Origin of the sequence: Mycobacteroides chelonae (assembly GCF_016767715.1) — a bacterium.
In the GTDB taxonomy this organism is placed as follows: Bacteria; Actinomycetota; Actinomycetes; order Mycobacteriales; family Mycobacteriaceae; genus Mycobacterium; species Mycobacterium gwanakae.
The window spans coordinates 4,093,559-4,116,500 of the sequence record NZ_CP050145.1 but is presented as its reverse complement, the minus strand read 5'-3'; the positions used below and the strand labels follow the sequence as shown (position 1 = coordinate 4,116,500).

Sequence of the window (22,942 nt, the reverse complement as noted above, 5' to 3'; positions counted from 1 at the left end):
CCTTTCCTCGCAAACGACTGGCCCTGGTCGGTAACGAATGTACCGACGTGCCGATAGGCTCTATTGATGTTAGCCTTTAGTCAATCGCGGGGGCGCTCAGCTGTTGTACCGCTACCCCGAATTGAGGATTAGTATTGTGACTCAACCTTCGCTGGAGGGTCAGGGTGGTATTGCCCACTTCTCCCCGGGTGGCGATTTTCCTGCAGCGCCGATGCTGTTCGGCGGCGTTATTGCGACCTTCATTGTGGTTGCCACACTATTGGGTCTCGACGACGGTAGAAACATCAGCATCCCTCGATCGATGCCAGTCAGTGAAGTTGCTTCGGTGACGCCCGAAGCGGCCGACCTCGGGCATCAGGGGCGTTCCGGCCAGTTAGCCATCGCGGTGACCGACGTCACGGCGTATCTGGTCGCGGGCGATCCTGGGCTGCCCGAGAATGCGCAGGGCGGCCACGTTCTGGTCGGAGTGCGCGTGATCAACGACGGCACCGATCGCCAGCGGTTCGAGCCGGCTATTCAGCAACTTGTCGCCGGTGATCAAACCGTGGGTGCGGACCAGAACGCCTCTCAGCCTGTGCTCGGTGCGGACATCGATCCCGGCGACAGCATCGTGGCGTCCATCGCGTTCGACATTCCCGAGGGCGCCGAGCCGTCGGCGATCATCCTCCGTGACTCGCCGGCGGCCCCGGGCACTCAGCTGAGTTTGGCCGATATGGGCAACAGCGGCCTGGCGCAGTGAGCGTGGATCTGAAGCCGGAAGCGGTGTGGGAGGCACTTCCCGGCGAGCTCAAATCGGCGCTGCGTCGACGGGCCGCCGAACCACTGAACGACGACTTGCTGCTGAAGTGTCATCGCGCAGCCGAAGATAACGAACTGCCGATCTTCTGGCGTCCCGACCCGGCCGCCGATTTCCGGCGGCATCGACTGCATCCGGCTCTTGTCGACTACATCGCCGGCCTCGGAAAAGACGGCTAGCCGCGCACCGTCAGGGGTTGCAGCCGCTCGCGCTTACCCAGCGGCCGTTGTAGCCCACGCACGCGTGAACGTTCGGTGCGGGGGGAGGGGGCGGAGGATCGTCCGGCAAGGGTGCGTAGTCCTCGGGCGGAGGTGCGTATCGCTGCACGGTGTCGGCGACGTTCATGCAGCCGCTCACCGAGACTCGGCGCCCGCCGCCCACGCAGACATCGGCGTTGGCCGTGGGCGGCGCAATGGGCAGCAGCCCCGCGAAGGCCACCGCGACTGTTGCCGCGGCTACACCGGGCCTCACGGCTGCCGCTCCTGCGGCAGCTGGCAGCGCTCGCGGAAGTCGACGACGGGCTGGCGGATGGAGCGCAGATCGTTCTCGGCTTCGGGGTTGGTGCTGAAGTAGGCCTTCACCGCGCTTTGCATCTCGCTGTGCGGCTTGCCCGCAAGGCTCGTGAAGAAGTCGTTGACCTCCGGGTGGGTGAACAGATAACTCGAGGTGGAGGCGGCGACGCCCGCCGAGACTCCAGCGAGGTCGGCCGCCGTACAGTTCGGCGGACGCTCGGGTTCGGCATTCGCGGCCGCCGCGGTGAAGAGTGCTGCGGCACTCAGGGCTGTAAATAGGCTTGTGGCAACGAGTTTCATGGACATCTCCTTACGGGACTTGTTGCACGGCGGGTGGTTTCCAGGTGCCGTCAATGATCGACGGCGGCGTTTCCTTCGGCCAGTACAGGCGGAGCATGAGGTTGAACTTTCCCTCGGGTGCGGGGAGCCAGTTCGACTCCTTTCCTGGTCCGGGATTGTCGTGTTGCAGATACAGATCCACCGATCCGTCGGGGTTGGTCGCGAAGTTGTTGCGCTGACTCAGTGTGTACCGGTTCAGTGGGTTGTCGACGAAGAACATTCCCGCGTCATACATCGTCAGTGACCAGAATCCCTCGGCGGGTGGTAGCTGATCCTTGTCGAAGTGCAGCACGTACTGACGTGACCCGTCATACGGTTTCCCGGTGTTGTCGACCTCCGAGGTGGGGTAGACGGCGTCCTCGGGCCGGTTTGCGCCCAGCCCGATTGCGGCGACCGTTGCGCGCTGCAGGTACTCGGTGCCATATACGCCGGTCTTGGTGGTGAACACCCACCCGTTGATGTTCTCGCCTGCGTCCTTGAAGTGCGCCATGATCTTGCCGAATGCTTCCTTGGGCACCGATTGCAGGGCGCTGACGGTGTCGGCACCGAATTTGTCGATGTCGAAGGGCTTTCCGGCCTCGATGCCGATCTTGGCCATCTTCTCCACGATCGGCTTGTCGGCCTCGGTGGGCGGATTGTCCTTCATCAGGGCGGCCAGCATGTCGAAGTATGCCTTGGTGCTCAGATTGTTGACCTGGTCACGGACGGGCGTTTTCATGTCGATGCTCGGATCTACGGTGCCAGCGGGCGGGGTGTATTGCTTGCCGTACGAACTCAACGGCACCAACGAGATTTCGTCCTGCATTTTGTGGACGGCGGCGTAATCCTCCGGGGTTCCAGTGTAGTAGATGCGACCCAGTAGCCACACGATCGACGTCGGCGACTTGTATTCCTTGATTCCTTGGGGCAGTTCGCCTTTCCAGCCAGGTCCGGTGATGGCATAAGTCTGGGGGCCGGTCCCTGTCGTGCGTTTGCCGGGCACCTCGAAGACATTGGTGTACCCGTCAAGCATGGGAAGCAGGTAATAGCGATCGTGGGCATCGGGCAGGCTCACGATCCACGGTTCCTTGCCAACGTCGAGGAACGCGTTCGTGTACAGGGTGTCGGCATTGGGCGCGGTGACATCGCGAAAGGCCGCGTTGGGATACTCGCGCATCCGCATGAGCTGTCCCATTGGGGCGCGGGGAGATTCGACCTTCTCCACGTTGGTCATCACGCGGCGGGTCATCTCCATGGTGACAAGGGCATAGCCAAATACATACGCGTCCATGGCGATGGACTTGGCCTCGTCGGTGGAAAGCTTCTGGGAACCAGACTCTTTCGAGCAGCTGGTAAGTCCCGCCGCCAATGCGACGGTGCTCATCACGACCAATAATTTGGTCCACTGCATACACCAAACCTTCACGGACTCACCCTCTCCTGTGGTGACGATCTTGTTCGCCGAACGTTGATCGTGCAGCACATCCCACCTGCTTGTCTTGACATTGGAAGACAAATATTTGACAGTTTGAGACATGTCGGTGATCCGTGGTTCGGCGCTCACCAACTATCACCAGCTGGTGGCCGAACTCGGCGGGGACGGCAGTGAACTGCTTGCCAGAGCGCGGGTTTCACCGGCAGACGCCGGATCGTACGAGCGGTTCATCTCCCTGCGCAACGGCGCTCGCGCACTGGAGGAAACCGCGGCGGCCCTTAACGCGCCGGACTTCGGTCGTCGACTGGCCCGGCGGCAGGGCATCGAGATCCTGGGGCCGGTGGGTTTGGCGGCGCGCACAGCGGCCACAGTTGCCGATGCCTTCGCGATTCTCGAAAAGTTCATGGGCGCATACTGTCCGGCGATAGGCGCTCGGGTCACAGCGCATCGGGATCCGTCGCTGTGCCGGTTCGAGTTCGAGTATCTCTTGACCCCCGCCCCTCCGCAGGCGCAGGCAGTCGAACTGTCGCTGGGTGTCACACTGCGGGTGCTGCATCACTTCCTGGGTGGGAGCTACCGGCCTGTTTCCGTTCATCTACCGCACCAGGCACTCACCGCGGCCGCGGGGTATCAGCGCTATTTCGGCTGTTCACCGTTCTTCTGTGAGCCTGTCGGCGGTTTCACCCTGCGGGCCACCGACATGCAGAAGTCGTTGCCCAAGGATCATCTCGCCCACCAGACTGCTGTCGACTACTTGACGGGCACTCAGGCCAACCGCAAACCAGATTCCAGTCAGCTGGCCCGTGTCCTTATTCGGCAGCTGCTCCCGACCGGAGCGATTGGTTTGGGGGACATCGCCTTACACCTCGGAGTGCACCCGAAGGCGCTGCAACGTCGACTCGGAGCCGAGGGCACGACCTTCGCCGAGCTCGTCGACCAAACCCGTCGGGAAGCCGCCGAGCGACTGCTGTCCGATACCGATCTGAGTCTCGGTCATCTGAGCAGGCAGCTCGGCTACGCCGAGCAGAGCGTGTTCACCCGAAGCTGCAAGCGCTGGTTCGGGACGACCCCGAGCACCTATCGGCAGGACCGTCGAGGCCGCTAAGCCTTGCGATGTGAGGCGATGTTCGCGGCCATGGAAGCCGCGTCGGTTTCGTGGCCCTCGGCCTCGCCGATCATGGTCACGATGCTCGTCGCGACGGGGTCACCGTTGGCGTCGGTCACCTCGGCCCGTACTTCGGCCGTCACCATGCCGTGCGACTCCAGCACACTGTCCAGGTAGCTGTCGAAGTAGAGCCGGTCGCCTGCCTTGATGGGGCGGTGGAACTTGAGCTTCTGGTCGCGGTGCAACACACGTGCCACGTTGATGGGCAGATCCATCTCGGTGAAGATCTTGTGCTGCACCCGCCGGCCCGCGACCGCCAGGAAGGTGATGGGAGCCACGACGCCCGAGTTCACCTCGCACTCGTCCTTGATGGCCGTGGCGAATTCACGCATCTTCTCGCGGCCGACCTCGAAGTAATCGGGGTAGCGGTAGTGCGTTCCGACGATGTCTTGGCGGATGGCCATGCATTAACCCATTTCGCTGCAGGTCAGGTACGAATCTAGACAGTTCAAGCGGCGCTGAGCCTATCAGCAGCGGTAATGCCGATCATTACTTCTCGCGACGGGCCAGTGCGGCCGCGAGGGCTCCACCCGCGGCGCCGAGCAGCACCGCCGAGGGCACGCCGATTCGGGCCGCCTTGCGCGCAGTACGGAAGTCGCGGACCTCCCACCCCCGGCGCCGTGCCACGTCCCGCAGCTCCGCATCGGGATTGATGGCCACCGCGGTTCCCACCAAGGAGAGCATCGGCACATCGTTGATGCTGTCGCTGTAGGCGGTGCAGCGCTTGAGATTCAACCCGTTGCGGATGGCCAGGTTGCGCACGGCCCGCGCCTTGCCCGGCCCATGCAGGATGTCGCCGACCAGCCGGCCGGTGAACACCCCGTCCACCGATTCTGCGACGGTGCCCAGCGCCCCGGTGAGGCCCAGCCGCCGGGCGATGGTCTCGGCCAGCTCCTTGGGAGTGGCCGTGACGAGCCACACCTGTTGGCCGGCGTCGAGGTGCATCTGGGTCAGTGCTCTGGTGCCGGGCCAGATCTTGTCGGCGAGCGTCTCGTCGTAGATCTCCTCGCTGAGTGTGACGAGTTCGTCGACACTGCGGCCCTCGATGAAAGAGAGCGCCTTCTGCCGGCCCGCCGCGACATCGTCGGAGTTCTCCCGGCCGGTCAGCCGGAACTTCGCCTGCGCCCAGACGAACTGAAGCATGTCCGAGTACTGGAAATAGTCGCGCTGCGCCAGGCCACGGCCGAAGTGCACCAGCGAGGAGCCGTGCACCAGGGTGTTGTCGACGTCGAAGAACGCGGCGGCGGTCAGATCGGCGGGCGGCGGACCCGTGGGCTGTTCGGTGGCCGCCGCGGCGTCTGCCTCGGCGAAGGAGGCGGCGCGCGCGACGTCTTCGGCGAACGCCTCGGCCAGCAGCTGGTCCTCCGCGGGGCCTTCGGTAGGGGGGTCGCCGTTGATCTGGGGGCTGGTCATGACCGGCTTAACCGCCCTTCCTGTCCGCCGTTTCCGAATGCCGTTTAACCCTACTGAGGGTGGCGGGAACTCGGGGGACCCGGTGGCAGAATTGACATATGACGTCACTAACGCTGCTGACACGCGTGGGGTGCTCTGCCTGCGAACGTGCGCAGCGTGAATTGGCGGCCCTGGCCGACGAGTTCGGGGTCCCACTCACCGTCACCGATGTGGATGAGGCCGCGATCACAGATTCGTCTTTGCGAGCGGAGTTCGGTGATCGGCTTCCGGTGGTGCTGCTGGACGGTCAGGAGCACAGCTATTGGGAAGTAGACGAGCCTCGGCTCCGGACGGACCTGAAACGTGACCGATAACAGGCTGTTTGGATTTTGCCCAGTGGCCATTTTCGGGCTACCGTGCATGAAGTTCGAGCCTCACCAAAAGCAAGGGAGCTGGACAGTGAGATGTCAGCGGAGTGACCTGCGGTGAGTGTCCTGCTGTTCGGAGCCTCGCACCGTAGCGCGCCTGTGCCGGTGCTGGAGAAGCTGGCGATTGGCGAGGCCGATCAGCCCAAGATCATCGAACACATTCTGCAATCACCCCTGGTCACAGAGGTCATGGTGCTCTCGACCTGCAACCGGGTCGAGGTATATGCCGTGGTTGAGGCCTTCCACGGTGGCCTGACCGTGATCGGTGAGGCGATCGCCCGCCACGCCGGCATGGGTATGAACGAGCTCACCAAATACGCCTACGTCCGGTACAGCGAGGCTGCCGTCGAGCACCTGTTCGCGGTGGCCAGCGGCCTGGATTCCATGGTGATCGGCGAGCAGCAGGTGTTGGGTCAGGTGCGCAATGCGTATGCCACCGCCGAAACGCATCAAGCGGTGGGCCGGGTATTGCATGAGCTATCTCAAAGCGCGCTGCGTGTGGGCAAGCGTGTGCATTCGGAGACCGGTATCGACGCGGCCGGCGCCTCGGTGGTGTCGGTGGCCCTGAATCTGGCGGACGGCAAGCTCGACGGTCTGCCGGGACGCACCGCCGCCGTGGTCGGAGCCGGTTCGATGGGCTCACTGGCGACCGCGCAGCTGATTCGCGCCGGGATCGACAACCTCTGGGTGGTGAACCGCAGTGCCGAGCGTGCGCAACGGCTCGCCGCGACGGCGCGCGAGGCGGGCGTGAACGCGCAGGCGATCACGCTGGACCATCTTGACCAGGCGCTGGCACAAGCCGATGTGGTGGTTTCCTGTACCGGAGCCGTCCGGCCGGTGATCTCACTGGCCGATGTTCACCGCGCCCTGGGCGGTGGCCGTGAACTCGTGTTCTGCGATCTGGGCATGCCGCGCGACGTCGATCCGACGGTGGCCGGGCTACCCGGCGTCGTCGTGGTGGACATGGAGCGCATCCAGCGTGAGCCCACCGCGCGCGCGGCAGCCGATGATGCGGGCGCTGCTCGTCAGATCGTCAACGACGAGGTGGCCCGATATCTGACCGGTGAGCGGATGGCCGAGGTCACCCCGACGGTTACCGCGTTGCGCCAACGGGCCGCTGAGGTGGTGGAGGCCGAACTGCTGCGGCTCGATGGCCGGCTGCCGAGCCTGGCGGGGGCCGAGCGCGACGAGGTCGCCAAGACAGTTCGCCGAGTCGTCGACAAGCTGTTGCACGCCCCCACGGTGCGCGTGAAGCAGCTGGCGTCGGCACCCGGTGGCGACAGTTATGCCGAGGCGTTGCGCGAGCTGTTCGAGCTTGATCCGCACACCGTCGAGGCGGTGGCCACGGCCGGCGAATTGCCGCTTGCCACAAAGGAATTACACGAAGAGAGCCGATGATCCGAATTGGTACCCGCGGCAGTCTGTTAGCGACGACTCAAGCCGGGGTTATCCGGGATGCGCTGCGCGCCAAAGGACACGAGGCAGAGCTGGTAATCGTGACGACGGCAGGAGACCAGTCGTCGGCACCCGTCGAGCAAATCGGTGTGGGGGTCTTCACGGCCGCTCTGCGCGAGGCCATCGCCGATAACGTCGTCGATGTTGCCGTGCATTCCTACAAAGATTTGCCAACGGCCGCCGACCCACGCTTCGTCATCGCCGCCATTCCGCCTCGTGAGGACTACCGGGACGCCCTGGTGGCCCGGGACGGACTGGTGCTGGGGGAGTTGCCGACGGGTTCGGTGATCGGTACCTCGTCCCCGCGGCGGGCCGCGCAGCTTAGAGCACTGGGTCTCGGTTTGGAAATTCGCCCCCTAAGAGGCAACCTGGATACCAGGTTGAGCAGGGTCTCCAATGGTGATCTTGATGCTGTGGTAGTCGCCCGGGCGGGTTTGGCCCGTATCGGACGTCTGGACCGCATCACCGAGACACTGGAACCGGTGCAGGTGTTGCCCGCGCCGGCTCAGGGAGCGCTGGCGGTGGAGTGCCGCAGTGAGGTCACCGATCTGGTGGCTGTACTGGCGGAACTCGATCACGCCGACACGCGCGCCGCGGTGACTGCCGAAAGGGCTCTGCTTGCCGAGCTGGAGGCGGGCTGTACCGCACCGGTTGGCGCGATCGCCGAGGTGGTCGAGTCGATTGATGAGGATGGCCGCGTCTTCGACGAACTGTCGTTGCGCGGATGTGCGGCGGCGCTGGACGGATCTGACGTGATTCGGGCCTCCGGGATTGGCACCCCCGATCGGGCCGCAGAGCTTGGGCTCGCGGTCGCGAGGGAGCTGCTCGATCTCGGTGCGCGAGCACTGATGACAGCTGAATAGGCGGCGCAAACCGCCGATATGGGAGGCAGTAGTGACCCGAGGGCGCAAGAAGCCAGGGCGCATCCTGTTCGTTGGCTCCGGGCCGGGCGACCCCGGTCTGTTGACCGTCCGGGCGCGCGCGGTACTCACCGGCGCCACGGTCGCGTTCACCGACCCCGATGTGCCGCAAGCGGTGCTCGATCTCGTCGGATCTGCGGTCGAGCTTCCTGAACCCGCGCCCGCCAAGCCCGCGACCGGCAACGATGACGCGTCCACGTCGAGTGACGTCGAGGCCGTTGTCGAGCCGCCGCTGACCATCGACATCCGTCCGGCGCTGGGTGATCCCGCCGATGTCGCCAAGACCCTGGTGGCTGAGGCCAAGAACGGTGTGGACGTCGTGCGGCTGGTCGCCGGTGATCCGCTCTCGATCGATTCGGTGCTGGCCGAGGTCACCGCGGTCACCCGTACCCAGGTCGCCTTCGAGATTCTGCCCGGGCTGTCGTCGAGCACCGCGGTGCCCGCCTACGCCGGTCTGCCTCCGGGCTCTGCGCACACCGTCGCCGATGTGCGCGGTGATGTGGACTGGGCGGCGCTGGCCGCCGCCCCCGGCCCGCTGATCCTGCACGCCACCCCGACGCATGTACCGGACGCCGCTAAGGCGCTCATCGAGCACGGTTTGTCCGATCAGACTCTGGTCGCGGTGACGGCGCAGGGCACCACCTGCGCGCAGCGGACTGTGGAGACCACGCTGGCCTCGCTGATCGACGGTGTCCCGGTGGACGCCAATGATCCGCACGGGCCGATGACCGGCGCCCTGGTGTTGACGATCGGCCGTGTGGTTGCTGGTCGCTCCAAGCTGAACTGGTGGGAGAGCCGCGCGCTGTACGGCTGGACTGTGCTGGTGCCGCGCACCAAGGATCAGGCCGGCGAGATGAGCGAGAAGCTTGTCGGATACGGAGCCCTGCCGGTCGAGGTGCCCACCATCGCCGTCGAGCCCCCGCGTAGCCCCGCCCAGATGGAAAGGGCCGTGAAGGGTTTGGTCGACGGCCGCTACCAGTGGGTGGTCTTCACCTCTACCAACGCGGTCCGCGCGGTGTGGGAGAAGTTCGCCGAATTCGGCCTGGACGCTCGCGCCTTCTCGGGTGTGAAGATCGCATGCGTGGGTCAGGCCACCGCTGAGAAGGTGCGTGCCTTCGGTATCAACCCGGAGCTGGTACCCGCGGGTGAGCAGTCCTCGCTCGGTCTGCTCGACGAGTTCCCGCCCTATGACGACGTTTTCGATCCGGTGAACCGGGTGCTGCTGCCCCGCGCCGACATCGCCACCGAGACCCTCGCCGAGGGCCTGCGGGAGCGTGGCTGGGAAATCGACGACGTGACCGCCTACCGCACTGTGCGGGCGGCGCCGCCAGCGGCGCAGACGCGCGAGATGATCAAGACCGGCGGATTTGACGCCGTGTGCTTCACCTCGAGCTCGACGGTCCGCAACCTGGTGGGTATCGCCGGGAAGCCGCACGCACGCACCATCGTGGCCTGCATCGGACCGAAAACCGCTGAGACCGCCATCGAATTCGGGCTGCGCGTGGACGTGCAGCCGGAGACTGCCGCTGTCGGTCCACTGGTGGAGGCTCTTGCCGAGCACGCCGCCCGGTTGCGCACCGAGGGCGCACTGCCGCCGCCCCGTAAGAAGAGCCGACGGCGTTAAGCGGAGATTCAGCGGAAGGCCATTGCCGTGCCATTTCCATACCAGCGTCCGCGTCGGCTGAGAGCCACCCCGGCGATCCGCCGGCTGGTGGCCGAGACCACGCTGGCGCCGCGGCAGTTGGTGTTGCCGATGTTCGTGGCCGATGGTGTGGCCGAATCGCGCCCCATCGCGTCTATGCCGGGTGTGGTGCAACACAGCGTTGAATCCCTGCGTGGGGCCGCCGAGGACGCGGTAAAGGCCGGTGTCGGCGGGCTCATGCTGTTCGGGGTTCCCGAGGAGAAGGACAAGGACGCCTCCGGGAGTGCCGGGCTGGCTCCGGAAGGCATTCTGAACCGTGCGCTGTCGATCCTGTCGGCGGACCTGGGTGACTCCACGGTGCTGATGGCCGACACCTGTCTCGACGAATTCACCGATCACGGCCACTGCGGGGTGCTGGACGCCTCGGGCCGGGTGGATAACGATGCGACGCTGACGCAGTACGTGGACATGGCGGTGGCGCAGGCGAATTCGGGTGCTCGTGTGGTGGGTCCCAGCGGCATGATGGACGGCCAGGTGGCTGCCATTCGCGAGGGCCTGGATGCTGCCGGGCACACCGACGTGATCATCCTGGCGTATGCCGCCAAGTACGCCTCGGCCTTCTATGGGCCCTTCCGCGAGGCGGTGGGATCATCGCTGCGCGGAGATCGGCGCACCTACCAGCAGGACGTGGCGAACGGCCGGGAAGCTTTACGCGAGGCCGAGCTTGACGTTGACGAGGGCGCCGACATCCTGATGGTGAAACCGGCGATGGCCTACCTCGACGTGCTCCGGCAGGTGGCCGATGTCTCTCCGGTGCCGGTCGCGGCATACCAGGTGTCGGGTGAGTATTCGATGATCTGTGCTGCGGCGCAGAACAATTGGATCGATTTGCAGGCCATGGTGCTGGAGACGCTGACCTCGATCCGGCGTGCGGGGGCCGATATCGTGCTGACATATTGGGCCGCGGACGTCGCGGGCTGGCTGGAGTAGGCGGTTTGTCCCCTTCCACTACCGTGGTCGCGTGATGTATCCCGATCCGCACAATCAGAGTGGATTGGCTGGACAACCCTCGGCAGGTCCGGCCAAGCCGCGACCCGACGATATCGACACCGGTTGTTGGCTGTGGCTGGCTGCGCTCCCGCTGATGATCGTGAGCTACATGGCCGCGAACGTTGGTCAATGGCAGCAGGACCCGGAGGTGCGCAAGGCCGCCCCGCTGTGGACGGTGTATGCCTTCAACGGGTTCATCGTCGTCGTGGTGGGGGCCCTCGTCGTCACCGGGATCTTCCTGATGCGCGCGGGATACCGCCTGGCCCGCACCTTCCTGACCGGTGGCGCGGTGGGTTCGGTGGTGTTCACCGCGACGCGGTTGGTCGACCTGGAGGGGGTGCCCGCGATTGTGCAGGCGCTCTCGGGGATCACCGCGTCCGTCTTGATCTGCGGCGGGCTGTTCCTGTTGCATCGCGAGGACTCCACCGCGTACCTGACGAGGCAGCGCTAGTACCCCGATACGCTGCCGGAATGACGATAGGGGCCCGCATGACACCCGAACAACCGCGCCCGCGCATCGTCGACGTGGCCTTCTGGTTCTGGGTGGTCTCATCGGCCGCCCTGTTCCTCAACGGTCTGGCCGGGGTGACCCAGCGCTTCGACGCGGTGCGGGCCGCCGCGAAGCCCGAGCTGACCGACGCGGAGATAAGAAATCTCGTCACCTACTTCCGGGCCTGGGGCGTGTTATGCATCGTGCTGGCGGCCGGTATCGCATTTCTCGCCGGGCGGACGCGGCAGGGGGACAAGCGCTACCGCCGGGCCTTGATCGCTCTCTCGTTGGTCTCGGTGCTCGGGGCGATCGCGATGGCCAGCTCCGGTTCGGTGGGCCCGCTACTGCTCATCGCCGCGCTGTCGTTGATCGTGGCCAATGTGCTGATCATCAGGCCGACCGCGCAAAACTGGTTTGACGGGGGTGAGCATGGCTGACGTCTCGGATACCGAACCGCGTCTGTTCTATGAGCCCGGTGGCCGGTGGCGGTGGCTCCTGCTTGGTCCGCTCGCCGGGCTGATCATGTTAGGCCTGCAGATTTGGGGCCAGGGGGGCTTCAGTCCCGTCATGCCGTTGATCACGGCAGCCATCGTCGCCTTCTTCATCGCGCTGCAGATCTACGCGGCGCGGGTGCACGCCACCGTGGAGCTGACACCCACCGAGCTCCGCCAGGGCGGCGAGACACTGGAGATCAGCCAGATCAAGTGGCTGTACCCCGACGCCGACCGTCACATCTGGGAGGAGTCCCGTCCGCTCGGAGAGCTGAACGGGGTGCCCAAGGGACGTAAATCCGTCGGTCTGCGCCTGACCGGGGGGCGTCGCGCGCAGGCGTGGGCCAGGAGGCATGAGGAGCTGCGGACGGCGCTCACCGCGTTGGTGCCCGCGCCGCCGGCAGGCATGGATCTGGGCGACGACCCGGAGATCGATACCGAAAGTGAGCAGTGGTGAAGTTTGGTAAGCGAGTAGCGGTGGATCTGGCCATCGCAGTGGTGGCGATCGCGCTCGCCGGCTGGGCGGCAGTGGCTGCGCGCATACCCACGGAGGTCGCGCCCATTGCCAAGGGTGAGCCAACGTTGTACTTCACCGCGTTGGATGGCGCATGTGTAGCCCGGGCGCTCGCGCTCACCGCTCTGGCGGGGATATTCCTGGTCATGGCGGTATCGCGCGGTGTTCGTGATCGTCGCGATGCAGGGCGATCAATTCACAGCTAATTATTATGTCAAGATGGCTGACATGAACATACGCTGGGTTGATGACGAACACCGCTGATATCGACGTGATGCCGCGCGCTGGATTCGGTGCCTGCGTGATTGACCGCGCATTGCAGACGGGCCGACTCGAGTATCTGGACCGCGACGATGTTCCCGCAAAGAAACGGGCCGTCGTCGCGTCCCTTGACCTCATGGGCGAGAAGAAGGGTCTGCACAGGTGGAATGCGGAGCAGGCGGCCGGGTTTCTTGCCGGCATTGACAACCCTCGGGTGCTGGAGCTCGGTGCCGCCCACGGCGGTCTGTCTCGTGAACTGCTGAAGCTACGTCCTGATGCTTCGATCATGGTGACGGATATCGAGCCCACCTCTGTCGCGGGTATCGCGGCGTCCGATCTGGGTTCGGATTCCCGGGTCACGGTCCGGGCCATGGATGCCACGGCCATCGACGCAGGAGACGGATCATTCGATCTGGTGGTGTTCGCACTGTCGTTTCATCATCTGAAGCCGTCGCTTGCCGCCAAGGTCTTCGCCGAGGGCACCCGGGTGGGACGCGCGCTCTTGATCATCGACTTGCTGCGCCTGCCGGCACCGCTGCTGGCGCCGTCGTATCTCCTCGCGGCGGCCGCGGGATGGGTGCGCCCGGTCCTGCATGACGGTGCGATCAGCCAGCTGCGCGCCTATGGCCCGAGGGCGTTGCGTAGCCTGGCTGCACATGCGGATCCGTCGATCGTTGTCGAACTCCGTGCCAGAGTTCAGCTGCCGATGCCACTGCAGATCGTGGTGGCGCGGCGCGACTTGTAGTGCAGGTCACCCTATCGTTTGGTACCCCCTAGGGGTATGATTTAGGCATGGAGTTCACTGACACGGGCATGGAGACCACTGATCTGCGCCTTCAGGGCATGACGTGCGCCTCATGTGCGTCCCGTGTGGAGAGGGGACTCAACAAGCTCGAGGGCGTGACGGCGCGCGTAAACCTGGCGCTGGAAAGCGCCCGGGTCGAGCACGATGGTTCGATCTCCGATCAGGACTTGGTCAAGGCCGTCGAGTCGGTGGGCTACAAGGCCCAGGTGGTCGGCGGCTCACGGAACGGTGCTCCGCAGAGCGGCCATGAGCACGACGGTGCCGATCCGCACGACCACATGAATCACGACGTGCCCGACAATCAGCTCAAGACGCGGCTGCTCGGCTCGCTGCTCCTGGCCATCCCGGTGGTGGCCATCTCCATGGTGATGCCCTGGCATTTCTCCGGCTGGGAGATTGTGGTCGCGGCACTGACTACACCGATCCTGCTGTGGGGTGGCTACCCGTTCCACCGTGCCGCGTTCGTCAACGCACGCCACGGTGCCTCGACCATGGACACCCTGGTGTCACTGGGCACCATCGCGGCGTACGTGTGGTCGCTGTGGGTGTTGTTTGCGAGCGCCGGGCACACCCACGGGGATGTCCACGTCTACTTCGAGGTCGTTGCGGCGGTCACCGTGTTCTTGCTCGCGGGCAGGTTCGCCGAGTCGCGCGCCAAGCGCTCGGCAGGCTCGGCGCTACGGGCGCTGCTGTCCCTGGGGGCCAAGGATGTCGCGGTGTTGCGTGGCGGGCACGAGACGCGCATCCCCGTCGGGCAATTGGCGGTGGGCGACGAATTCGTCGTGCGGCCGGGGGAGCGTGTCGCGACAGACGGCGTAGTTGTCGACGGCCACTCGGCATTGGACACCGCCACCATGACGGGTGAGTCCGTACCTGTGGAGGTCGGCGCGGGAGACCTGGTGGTCGGCGGTTACGTCAACACGCACGGGCGGATTGTCGTACGCGCCAACACGGTGGGCGCCGATACACAGCTGGCCCGGATGGCGCGGCTGGTGTCGGAGGCGCAAACCGGTAAGGCGCAGGTGCAGCGGCTCGCCGATCGGGTGTCGTCGGTGTTCGTGCCCGTCGTACTCGGTATCGCCGCGTTGACGTTCGTCGGCTGGGTGGCGCAGGGCTACCCGCTGTCGTCGGCATTCACCGCGGCCGTCGCGGTGCTGATCATCGCGTGCCCATGCGCGCTCGGGTTGGCTACCCCCACAGCGATTCTGGTCGGCACCGGGCGTGGAGCTCAGCTGGGCGTGCTGATCAAGGGCCCGGAGGTGCTGGAGAACGTCAAGAGCATCGACACCGTTGTACTCGACAAGACAGGCACCGTGACCACGGGTGTGATGAGCGTTGTGGCTGTGCGCCGCAACATTGGGTCAGGTGTTTCCGACGCCGATGAGATCCTGCGTATCGCCGCCTCGGTGGAGTCCGCCTCCGAGCATCCGGTGGCCAGGGCCATCGTGGATTCGGCCCGGACGCGTGGGCTGACGCTGTCCCCGGTGACCAGATTCCGTAACGAACCCGGCATCGGTGTCACCGGTGTCGTTGACGGTCAAGAGGTTTCGATCGAGGCCATCGCGGGTCAGAACACCACCGCGGCGATCACCTGGGGTGGCCTGCGCCGGGGTGAGATCGAGGTGGCGGACACGGTAAAGCCGTCGAGCCGGCAGGCCATCGACGAACTGAGGGCCATGGGCATCACCCCGGTGCTGCTGACGGGCGACAACGCTGACGTGGCCGCACGTGTTGCCGAGGAAGTCGGTATCGCCGCGAGCGATGTCATCGCGGGAGTCAAACCCACCGAGAAGGCGGATGTCGTCAAGCGTCTGCAGGCCGAGGGCAAGAAGGTCGCGATGGTGGGCGACGGGGTCAACGACTCCGCCGCACTGGTCACGGCCGATATCGGGATGGCCATGGGCACCGGTACCGATGCCGCGATCGAGGCCAGCGATGTGACCCTAGTGCGCGGTGACCTGACCACGGTGCCGACGGCACTGCGGTTGTCGCGCAAGACTCTCGGCACCATCAAGGCCAACCTGTTCTGGGCCTTCGCCTACAACACCGCTGCCATTCCGCTCGCGGCTCTGGGCTTGCTCAACCCGATGATCGCGGGCGCGGCGATGGCGATGTCATCGGTCTTTGTGGTGCTGAACAGCCTGCGGCTGCGAACCTTCCGCTAGATTCCGCTGGCGCGCCGACACTCAGAAGAGCAGGCGCCACAGGCCGATCAGACCCACCGCCACGATGACCACACGCAAGGCGCCGGGCGACAGCTTGCGCCCCCAGCGTGCACCGGCCAGCCCGCCCACGAACGAGCCCGCCGCGATGATCCCGGCCGCCGTCCAGCTCACCCGGTCGAAGGCGACGATCGTGTATGCAAGAGCGGCAACGATATTGGTGATCATGGCCAGTACGTTCTTGGCCGCGTTCATCCGCTGCATGGACTCGGGCAGCAGTGCGCCCATCACCGCGATCTGCATGATCCCTTGGGCCGCAGTGAAGTACCCGCCATAAATCCCGACGAGGAAGTTGCCTCCGGTGAGCGCCGCCATCCGGCCCGGAGGGACATGATCGGCATCTAGGCCCTGTGCTTCGGAACGCCGGCGCGCCCAGGCCTGAATCTTGGGGCCGACTACCACGAGAACCAGCGCGAGGATGAGCAGCACCGGCACGATGGTGACGAATGTCTTCTCGGGCAAATGCAGCAGCAGGAACGATCCGATGAGCGCACCGACCAGCACCGCGGGTATCTGCCACTTGAGCCGCGGCCACTGTCCGGATAGTTCGCGGCGATAGCCCCATACGCCCGTCATGCTGCCGACGGTCAGTCCGACGGCGTTCGACATCGTCGCCACCACGGGCGGGTAGCCAAAGGCGATGAGGGTGGGGAAGGTGATGAGGGTGCCGGACCCGGCAACCACGTTGATCGCGCCAGCCCCGAACGCCGCAAGCGCGACGAGGATCATCTCCTGCACCGGCACCCGTGCCAGCCTACGACCGTTAGCCAGCCGAACCAATTCCTGCCCTCAGTGAAACCCGCCACAGCGTGAGGCTCGACGTAACGGTTCAGATGGGCAAAATGGTGGGCATGCCTCTGAGTCGATCCGCCGGTATGGCGGCGCTAGTGCTGGCCATGTCCATTTCCGGGTGTACCCGGGACCAGCCCACCGCCCCGGTGGCGTCGAATGTGCCCCTTCCAACGTTCGATAACGCGCAGCTGAGCATGCGTTTCGCCGCGTGCACCGATCTCAATGGGTTTGTGAATGCCAAATGGATTGAGCAGGCCACCATCCCTGCGGACAAGTCCAGCTATGGCAGCTTCGACATGTTGGCCGACCAGTCCCGTGACGTTCAGCACGAGATCGTCGACGGTGCGGTCTCCGGACTCGGAACCGCCGATCATGAGTCGGTCAACTACCAAGTCGGTCTCCTATACCGTGCCGCCACCGACGACGCGAAGCTCGACGCGGCCGGGTATGACCCCATTCGTCCAACGCTCGCCGCGATCGATCAGATCAACTCGCCCCAGGAGCTCGCGGCCTTTCTGGCTGCCGATGCCGCCACCGGGCAGCACCTGGTGTTCGGTTTCGAGGCCGGCGCCGACTACGCCAACGCCACCGAGCAGATCGGCTACGCCAGGGCCGACGCGCTGGGCATGCCGGCCAAGGACTACTACACCGACCCCAAGTACGCGTCGGTCTTCAACGCGTATCGCACCTACATCGCATCGACATTCGGATTGATCGGAGCGAACCAGGAGGTTGCCAAGGCCCGTACCGAACAGGTGGCCGCGCTCGAATCAGCGCTGGCCGCCTCGACGTTGAGTCCTGTGCAGCAACGTGATCCGGCCAACCAGTACAAGCTCGTGACCGTCGCTCAGGCAGACGCGGTGACACCACATTTCGAATGGGGTGCCTACTTGAAGGCGCACGGGGCCCCGCTCGCCAGGTCGTTTTCCCTTGCCGAGACCGAGTTCTTCACGACATTCGATCGGTTGCTCGCCACCACCGATCTGGACACCTGGAAGTCGTATCTGACCTTCCATGCGGTGCACAGGTCTGCCGACGCGTTATCGAAAGCCTTTCGCGACAATGCCTTTACATACGATTCGGCGCTTACCGGAACCACGGCGCAGAAGCAGCGCTGGGAGCAGGGCCTTGAGATCGTCAACACGCTGGTGGGCCCGGCGCTGGGACAGTTGTACGTCGACCGCATGTTCAGCGATCGCGCCAAGCGCTCGGCCACCGAGGTGGTGGGCAATGTCAAGGAGGCTCTCCGTAAGCGCATTGAGGCCGTCGACTGGATGAGCCCACAGACCAAACTCGCCGCAAAGGGCAAGTGGGACAAGCTGATCCTCAAGGTGGGCTTCCCCGACAAGAATCGGGATTTCTCCAAGCTGAAGTTGACCGGCGACAACTTCTACGCGGACAGGGCCGCCGCGTTGAAGTTCAATCACGACTTCGACATGGACAAGATCGGGCACCCCACCGATCGGTCGCTGTGGGGGATGACGCCGCAGACGGTCAACGCTCAGTACGACCCCACCGAGAACAGCATCACCATTCCCGCGGCAATCCTGCAGGCGCCGTTCTATGACCCCAAGGGTGATCCGGCGTTCAACTACGGCGGTATCGGTGCGGTGATCGGTCACGAATTCACCCATGCGTTCGACGATGAGGGCAGCCAGTTCGACGGTGAGGGCAACCGGGTCAATTGGTGGACTCCGAACGATCGCGAGGAGTTCGAGAAGCGCGCCAACCGGCTGGTGCAGCAGTTCAATGCCTATACGCCTATTCCGGGCCACCCCGAGCTACATGTCGACGGCAAGCTCACGTTGGGCGAGAACATCGCGGATCTCGGCGGCGTCAACACCGCCTATGACGCGCTGGTCGCGGAGTTGGCCAAGAAGAAAGATGGCGACAAGATCAGCGGCATTGTCGGGTTCAACGACACGCAGCGGTTCTTCCTGAACTACGCGCGGATCTGGCGAGACAAACAGCGCCCCGAGGCTGCGATTACCCAGCTGGCCAGCGATCCGCATTCGCCGCCGGCGTTGCGCATCAACGGCGTGGTGCCCAATGTTGCGCCGTATGCCGCCGAATTTGGTTGTCTGGCAGGCGATCCCATGGTGAACTCGCCGGAAAAGTTTGTGAAGATCTGGTAGGTGTGCCGCTACCCGCGAATTAATCGCTCAAGTTCGTCGCGTAGCTGCGGCCAGTCGAGACTTCCTGGCTCTTGACCATCGGGTGCGAAGGCGTGGTTGAACGCGTATCCACTGAGCAGGTGATGAACCATCACGATCCGCGGTAACAGGTTGGGGGTTTGGGCCAGGTCATCGTCGATGGCGTGTGCGTAGAGCTCTTGTAGCGATGTATTCAGCGCCCGCGTGCTGGTGGCCAGGTGTGTGCGCAGTTCAGGGTCGTCGGCCGCCGCAACCCACAGCTTCATTCCTGCGATGAAGCTCCGGCCCGTGTAGTCCTGCCACATGAGGTTCAGGAGGTGTCGCAGCCTGCCGTCGGCGCCCGTGGGCATCTGGTCCACGCTGGCGCGTGCGGCCGCCAGCCGATCGGCGCAGAGATAGTCGAGTGCGGCCATCACCATGTCGATCCGGCGCGGAAAGAAATGACTGCGCGCACCCAGGGAGACCCCAGCGCGTTCGGCCACGCCGCGCACGGTGGTGGCGGCGTAGCCGATATCGAGGATGGACTCGATGGTGGCTTCCAGCAGTTTCGCGGTGGTGCTCCGTCGCCGCTCAGCCTGCGACATATGGGTCACGTCACCCGCTTTCATCTGCGACTTCGCCTCCGGCTCTTGCGTGAACGGACTGTCGGGTAGAGCATATGTCAGTAAAACAGATCAACTGATCTGGTTTGTGGGCAATCGGCCCGAAAGGACAGGTCATGTCACACGTCACCGCATTGGAAACACCCGTCGGAAACCGGCGGCGGATGCCGTCCGAGCCGCTTATGGCGCTCTTGGATGCCGTCGGCGCGCGCCCCACGGAAGCTCAGCTGGCAACGTTCCGCAAGTACACCCTGATGGGTGATCCGTTGGCCGACCATCTGGTGGAGGCCATGTCACGCCTACCGAAGGGATTGGGCCGCAAGCAATTTGAAGATGCCCTGGAACACGGGCTCGTCAGTGTTGAGGATCCACTGCCCGAGCTGGTGGCCTTTATCGAGGATGCGGAAGCCACGCCGTATTGGGTGGACTTCCGCAAGATCCGGCGCGCCCAACGAATGCTGCGGAACACCCCGATCCGGCTGGCCTTCCTCGGTGCGCTGGCGGTGACCTTGCCGGCGAGCTTCCTCAACGAGCGTGGCGGTAACGAACTGCTGACCCGAGCGGGCGGCATCGAGGATGCCTCCGCCGGACGGTTGATAGAAGCGGCGAAGTGGATGTATTCGTCCGGGGAGCCCGGCGGAATGAACCGCTATGGCAACGGATTCAAGGCGACGGTGCGGGTGCGGCTCATCCACGCGTACGCCCGGTCCGGGGCACGCGCGATGGGCGGCTGGGACGAGGACAAGTTCGACTGTCCGGCCGGGCAGGCGCAGACCGCCGCGGGCTGGGTCCCCATCTTCGCCGGTTCGATCAGCCTGGTGGCGTTCGGCGCCATCGGCACCCCGGCCGATCTCAGGGCGATTCTGCATCTCTGGCGCTACCAGAGCCATCTCATGGGACTGGCCCCGGAGTTACAGATGGATACCTTGACCGGGCTCGGCAGACTCGCGTACCTAATCATGCTCACCGATGCGGGCAGTGACCAGCACACGCGCGCGCTCACCCAGGCCACCCTCGACGCCGTCACCGGCGTATACGGATTGCCCACCGGTGGACCCGTCGCCGCCGCCGTGCAATGGGCGGTTCGCCGGTTCCATGCCGAGATCGCCGGCATTGCCTATGGGCCGCAACGGAAGAAGTTCGGTCTGCCCGCGCCCAGCCCGCTGCTGTTGATCACGCCCGTCATCACGGTCTGCAATCTGACCTCGCGTGTGGCACGCATGATGAGCCCACGCCTGCGCACCAGGTTCGAGGGCCGCCAGCAGCGGATCCTCGAGGACGCGGTGAAACGGACCAGCCGCACCGTCAGCACGGCCCGCCGCGAGGTATCGCAACGGGCACCGGTACCGGCCGCTCAGGCGTAGGTCAGCAGCACGGCCTGTTCGAACGGCAGACGTCCGAAGGCGCGGCTCTTCACCAGTGCCGCTGCCTCGTCCCGGCTGACCACGCGCGGATTGACGACGTCGTGGGTCTTCCCCCTGCGCACGATCCTCCCGCCACCGGCCGCCTGCAGGTTCTTCAGCCAGTCCCGGTCCGGGCCGTAGGTCAGCAGGATGGCCACGCCGTCGGGTGTCTTGAATGCGGTGACGGGCGTCCGGAACTCCTTGCCCGACTTGCGGCCCTTGTGTTCGATGATGGCGAAGCTCGGGGCCCAGCCTGCCCACAGCCGCTGGACGGGGTTGGTGACGTACTTGTTGAAGCGCGCGACCGATTGCGGTATCTGCATACCACCATCAAACTGTGATCCATGGCATACCTCAAGCCCCCTTGGTTCGTGCGCAAGGTCTTCAACCGGGTAGCGATGGCCGCCAATATCGGCGAGACCCTCACGATCACCAAGCGGGTCAGCGGCGAGCCCCAGCAGATCCCGGTCGCGACCGTGGACGTCGATGGCGTCAAGTACCTGGTGTCCACCCGTGGCGAGAGTCAATGGGTCAAAAACATCAGGGCTAACCCGCAGGTGACACTCACCGTCAAGGGCGCCACCACGGCATACACGGCCACCGAGGTCCCGGTCGCCGATCGCGCGCCCATCATCGCCGCCTACAAGCCCAAGGCCGGGAAGGTCGTGGACGGCTACTTCGCCCAGCTGCCCGACGATGCCGATCACCCCACTTTTGCGTTGAGACCTGCCTGATCCACTACACCCTGTAGTGGACGATTTGGCGCCAGCTGAGACACTGGATGCCGTGCCTGACGAGACAGCCAAATCCGCACGTTTGTTCGCCGATGCCTCGGCCGTCATCCCAGGTGGAGTGAACTCGCCGGTGCGCGCCTTCGCGGCGGTCGGCGGTGTCCCGCGGTTCATCAAATCCGGCGCCGGATGCTGGCTCACCGATGTCGACGACAACCGCTACGTGGACCTGGTCTGCTCCTGGGGTCCGCTGATCCTCGGCCACGCACACCCCGCCGTGGTGGAGGCCGTGCAACGGGCCGCCAAGGATGGGCTGTCCTTCGGCGCGCCCGTCGAGGGGGAGATCGAGCTCGCACGCGAGCTCATCGATCGCGTGCAGCCAGTGGAAAAGGTGCGTCTGGTCAACTCCGGAACCGAAGCCACCATGAGTGCGGTGCGCCTGGCGCGCGGGTTCACCGGGCGGCCCAAGATCGTCAAGTTCGCCGGTTGCTACCACGGGCATGTGGACGCCCTGCTGGCCGATGCCGGTTCCGGCGTGGCCACCCTGGGCCTGCCTTCCTCGCCCGGTGTCACCGGCGCCTCCGCGGCCGACACCATCGTGTTGCCGTACAACGACATCGGTGCCGTGGCCCGCACCTTCGCCGAACAGGGCGATCAGATCGCCGCTGTCATCACCGAGGCCGCCGCAGGCAACATGGGCACCGTCGCGCCCGCACCGGATTTCAACACCGGGCTGCGGCGCATCACGGAAAACCATTGCGCGCTACTCATCATGGATGAGGTCATGACGGGTTTCCGGGTCAGCCGCTCGGGCTGGTTCGGCATTGACCAGGTGGCCGGAGATCTGGTCACGTTCGGCAAGGTGATGAGCGGCGGCATGCCCGCCGCCGCGTTCGGCGGTCGCGCCGACATCATGGAGCGCCTCGCGCCGTTGGGGCCGGTGTATCAGGCAGGCACGTTGTCCGGCAATCCGATCGCTGTTGCCGCAGGATTGGCCTCATTGCGTGCGGCAGATGCGAAAGCCTATGAGACGCTTGATCGTAACGCCGATGCGCTCATCGCACTGATCACCGCGGCTCTGGATGCCGAGGGGGTGGCGCACCAGATCGGCCGGGCCGGCAACATGTTCAGCCTCTTCTTCGGTGCTGAGCCGGTGCATGATTTCGAGAGCGCCAAGGCGACCGACACCTGGCGTTATCCCGCGTTTTTCCACGCGCTGCTGAGCCGCGACGTATACGCGCCGCCGAGCGCGTTCGAGACCTGGTTTGTTTCCACCGCCCTCGATGACGAGGCGTTCGACCGTATTGCCGACGCTTTGCCCGCCGCTGCCCGCGCCGCGGCCTCTGTCGAGGAGAGGTAAGGAAT

The 22,942-nt window shown here is 65.0% G+C and carries 26 protein-coding genes; 18 read left to right on the top strand and 8 right to left on the bottom strand.

What is annotated here, in order from left to right:
• Positions 1–136: 136 nt before the first annotated feature.
• The gene (locus tag HBA99_RS20400; RefSeq protein WP_131821704.1) at positions 137–739 is read left to right on the top strand and encodes a DUF4352 domain-containing protein; all 603 of its coding nucleotides are present in this window, start codon (positions 137–139) and stop codon (positions 737–739) included.
• The gene (locus HBA99_RS20395; RefSeq protein WP_234795776.1) at positions 736–975 is read left to right on the top strand and encodes a hypothetical protein; all 240 of its coding nucleotides are present in this window, start codon (positions 736–738) and stop codon (positions 973–975) included. Before HBA99_RS20400 ends, HBA99_RS20395 begins: the two co-directional genes overlap by 4 nt.
• 10 nt (positions 976–985) lie before the next feature.
• On the opposite strand, the gene HBA99_RS20390 is transcribed toward HBA99_RS20395, so the two are convergent.
• The 3 genes from HBA99_RS20390 to HBA99_RS20380 are packed head-to-tail and all read right to left on the bottom strand — an operon-like array spanning position 986 to position 3,052.
• Positions 986–1,267 (bottom strand): hypothetical protein, encoded by a 282-nt coding sequence (locus HBA99_RS20390; protein WP_081347678.1) that lies wholly within the window; start codon positions 1,265–1,267, stop codon positions 986–988.
• Positions 1,264–1,608, bottom strand: a complete 345-nt coding sequence (locus HBA99_RS20385) for a heme-binding protein (RefSeq protein WP_057964939.1) — start codon at positions 1,606–1,608, stop codon at positions 1,264–1,266. The genes HBA99_RS20390 and HBA99_RS20385 overlap by 4 nt, the downstream gene beginning before the upstream one ends.
• A gap of 10 nt (positions 1,609–1,618) precedes the next feature.
• Complete coding sequence (locus tag HBA99_RS20380) at positions 1,619–3,052, bottom strand: DUF1254 domain-containing protein (RefSeq protein ID WP_070952434.1); 1,434 nt, start codon at positions 3,050–3,052, stop codon at positions 1,619–1,621.
• Between the two features lie 109 nt (positions 3,053–3,161).
• Here HBA99_RS20380 and HBA99_RS20375 point away from each other — a divergent pair, with 109 nt between their 5' ends.
• On the top strand, positions 3,162–4,166 hold the full coding sequence (locus HBA99_RS20375; protein WP_070932801.1) for an AraC family transcriptional regulator: 1,005 nt from the start codon (positions 3,162–3,164) through the stop codon (positions 4,164–4,166).
• On the opposite strand, the gene HBA99_RS20370 is transcribed toward HBA99_RS20375, so the two are convergent.
• Both HBA99_RS20370 and HBA99_RS20365 read right to left on the bottom strand, forming a co-directional pair.
• The gene (locus tag HBA99_RS20370) at positions 4,163–4,630 is read right to left on the bottom strand and encodes an FAS1-like dehydratase domain-containing protein (RefSeq protein ID WP_070932804.1); all 468 of its coding nucleotides are present in this window, start codon (positions 4,628–4,630) and stop codon (positions 4,163–4,165) included. The genes HBA99_RS20375 and HBA99_RS20370 overlap by 4 nt on opposite strands.
• Positions 4,631–4,715: 85 nt before the next feature.
• Positions 4,716–5,639 carry an HAD family hydrolase gene (locus HBA99_RS20365; RefSeq protein WP_064409592.1) on the bottom strand — a complete coding sequence of 308 codons (924 nt, stop codon included), beginning with the start codon at positions 5,637–5,639 and terminating at the stop codon, positions 4,716–4,718.
• A gap of 98 nt (positions 5,640–5,737) precedes the next feature.
• On the opposite strand from HBA99_RS20365, the gene HBA99_RS20360 reads away from it, so the two are divergent.
• The 11 genes from HBA99_RS20360 (at position 5,738) to HBA99_RS20310 (ending at position 15,839) form a co-directional block, all read left to right on the top strand.
• Positions 5,738–5,992 carry a glutaredoxin family protein gene (locus tag HBA99_RS20360; protein ID WP_070932809.1) on the top strand — a complete coding sequence of 85 codons (255 nt, stop codon included), beginning with the start codon at positions 5,738–5,740 and terminating at the stop codon, positions 5,990–5,992.
• A 111-nt stretch (positions 5,993–6,103) separates the two neighbouring features.
• Positions 6,104–7,444 carry a glutamyl-tRNA reductase gene (locus tag HBA99_RS20355; protein ID WP_057964863.1) on the top strand — a complete coding sequence of 447 codons (1,341 nt, stop codon included), beginning with the start codon at positions 6,104–6,106 and terminating at the stop codon, positions 7,442–7,444.
• Entirely contained in the window at positions 7,441–8,364 is a 924-nt protein-coding gene (gene hemC / locus HBA99_RS20350; protein WP_057964862.1) for a hydroxymethylbilane synthase, read from the top strand. The genes HBA99_RS20355 and hemC overlap by 4 nt, the downstream gene beginning before the upstream one ends.
• A gap of 31 nt (positions 8,365–8,395) precedes the next feature.
• Positions 8,396–10,045, top strand: coding sequence for a bifunctional uroporphyrinogen-III C-methyltransferase/uroporphyrinogen-III synthase (locus HBA99_RS20345; protein WP_070952028.1), 1,650 nt, complete (start codon positions 8,396–8,398; stop codon positions 10,043–10,045).
• 27 nt (positions 10,046–10,072) lie between these two features.
• Entirely contained in the window at positions 10,073–11,053 is a 981-nt protein-coding gene (gene hemB, locus HBA99_RS20340; protein WP_070952029.1) for a porphobilinogen synthase, read from the top strand.
• 34 nt (positions 11,054–11,087) lie between these two features.
• Positions 11,088–11,564: a hypothetical protein gene (locus HBA99_RS20335; protein WP_070952030.1), complete on the top strand. Its 477-nt coding sequence runs from the start codon at positions 11,088–11,090 to the stop codon at positions 11,562–11,564.
• Positions 11,565–11,602: 38 nt separating this feature from the next.
• Positions 11,603–12,040: a hypothetical protein gene (locus tag HBA99_RS20330; RefSeq protein WP_070952031.1), complete on the top strand. Its 438-nt coding sequence runs from the start codon at positions 11,603–11,605 to the stop codon at positions 12,038–12,040.
• The gene (locus tag HBA99_RS20325) at positions 12,033–12,551 is read left to right on the top strand and encodes a hypothetical protein (protein WP_070952032.1); all 519 of its coding nucleotides are present in this window, start codon (positions 12,033–12,035) and stop codon (positions 12,549–12,551) included. Before HBA99_RS20330 ends, HBA99_RS20325 begins: the two co-directional genes overlap by 8 nt.
• 20 nt (positions 12,552–12,571) lie before the next feature.
• A complete protein-coding gene (locus HBA99_RS20320) occupies positions 12,572–12,814 on the top strand; it encodes a hypothetical protein (protein WP_070952435.1) in 243 nt (80 codons plus the stop codon).
• 41 nt (positions 12,815–12,855) lie between these two features.
• Positions 12,856–13,614, top strand: a complete 759-nt coding sequence (locus HBA99_RS20315; protein ID WP_070952033.1) for a class I SAM-dependent methyltransferase — start codon at positions 12,856–12,858, stop codon at positions 13,612–13,614.
• Between the two features lie 47 nt (positions 13,615–13,661).
• A complete protein-coding gene (locus HBA99_RS20310) occupies positions 13,662–15,839 on the top strand; it encodes a heavy metal translocating P-type ATPase (protein WP_070952034.1) in 2,178 nt (725 codons plus the stop codon).
• A 21-nt stretch (positions 15,840–15,860) separates the two neighbouring features.
• Here the strand turns inward: HBA99_RS20310 and HBA99_RS20305 are convergent, their stop codons facing one another.
• On the bottom strand, positions 15,861–16,640 hold the full coding sequence (locus tag HBA99_RS20305; RefSeq protein WP_109494259.1) for a sulfite exporter TauE/SafE family protein: 780 nt from the start codon (positions 16,638–16,640) through the stop codon (positions 15,861–15,863).
• A 98-nt stretch (positions 16,641–16,738) separates the two neighbouring features.
• On the opposite strand from HBA99_RS20305, the gene HBA99_RS20300 reads away from it, so the two are divergent.
• Positions 16,739–18,823, top strand: coding sequence for a M13 family metallopeptidase (locus HBA99_RS20300; RefSeq protein ID WP_070952437.1), 2,085 nt, complete (start codon positions 16,739–16,741; stop codon positions 18,821–18,823).
• An 8-nt stretch (positions 18,824–18,831) separates the two neighbouring features.
• On the opposite strand, the gene HBA99_RS20295 is transcribed toward HBA99_RS20300, so the two are convergent.
• Positions 18,832–19,425: a TetR/AcrR family transcriptional regulator gene (locus HBA99_RS20295; protein WP_202692837.1), complete on the bottom strand. Its 594-nt coding sequence runs from the start codon at positions 19,423–19,425 to the stop codon at positions 18,832–18,834.
• 134 nt (positions 19,426–19,559) lie between these two features.
• Here HBA99_RS20295 and HBA99_RS20290 point away from each other — a divergent pair, with 134 nt between their 5' ends.
• Positions 19,560–20,807 carry an oxygenase MpaB family protein gene (locus tag HBA99_RS20290; protein ID WP_070952036.1) on the top strand — a complete coding sequence of 416 codons (1,248 nt, stop codon included), beginning with the start codon at positions 19,560–19,562 and terminating at the stop codon, positions 20,805–20,807.
• Here HBA99_RS20290 and HBA99_RS20285 read toward each other — a convergent pair.
• On the bottom strand, positions 20,798–21,169 hold the full coding sequence (locus HBA99_RS20285) for a nitroreductase family deazaflavin-dependent oxidoreductase (protein ID WP_070952037.1): 372 nt from the start codon (positions 21,167–21,169) through the stop codon (positions 20,798–20,800). The genes HBA99_RS20290 and HBA99_RS20285 overlap by 10 nt on opposite strands.
• 21 nt (positions 21,170–21,190) lie before the next feature.
• On the opposite strand from HBA99_RS20285, the gene HBA99_RS20280 reads away from it, so the two are divergent.
• Positions 21,191–21,580, top strand: coding sequence for a nitroreductase family deazaflavin-dependent oxidoreductase (locus HBA99_RS20280; RefSeq protein WP_070952038.1), 390 nt, complete (start codon positions 21,191–21,193; stop codon positions 21,578–21,580).
• Positions 21,581–21,632: 52 nt separating this feature from the next.
• Entirely contained in the window at positions 21,633–22,937 is a 1,305-nt protein-coding gene (gene hemL, locus HBA99_RS20275) for a glutamate-1-semialdehyde 2,1-aminomutase (protein WP_070952438.1), read from the top strand.
• The last annotated feature ends 5 nt before the right edge of the window (positions 22,938–22,942 follow it).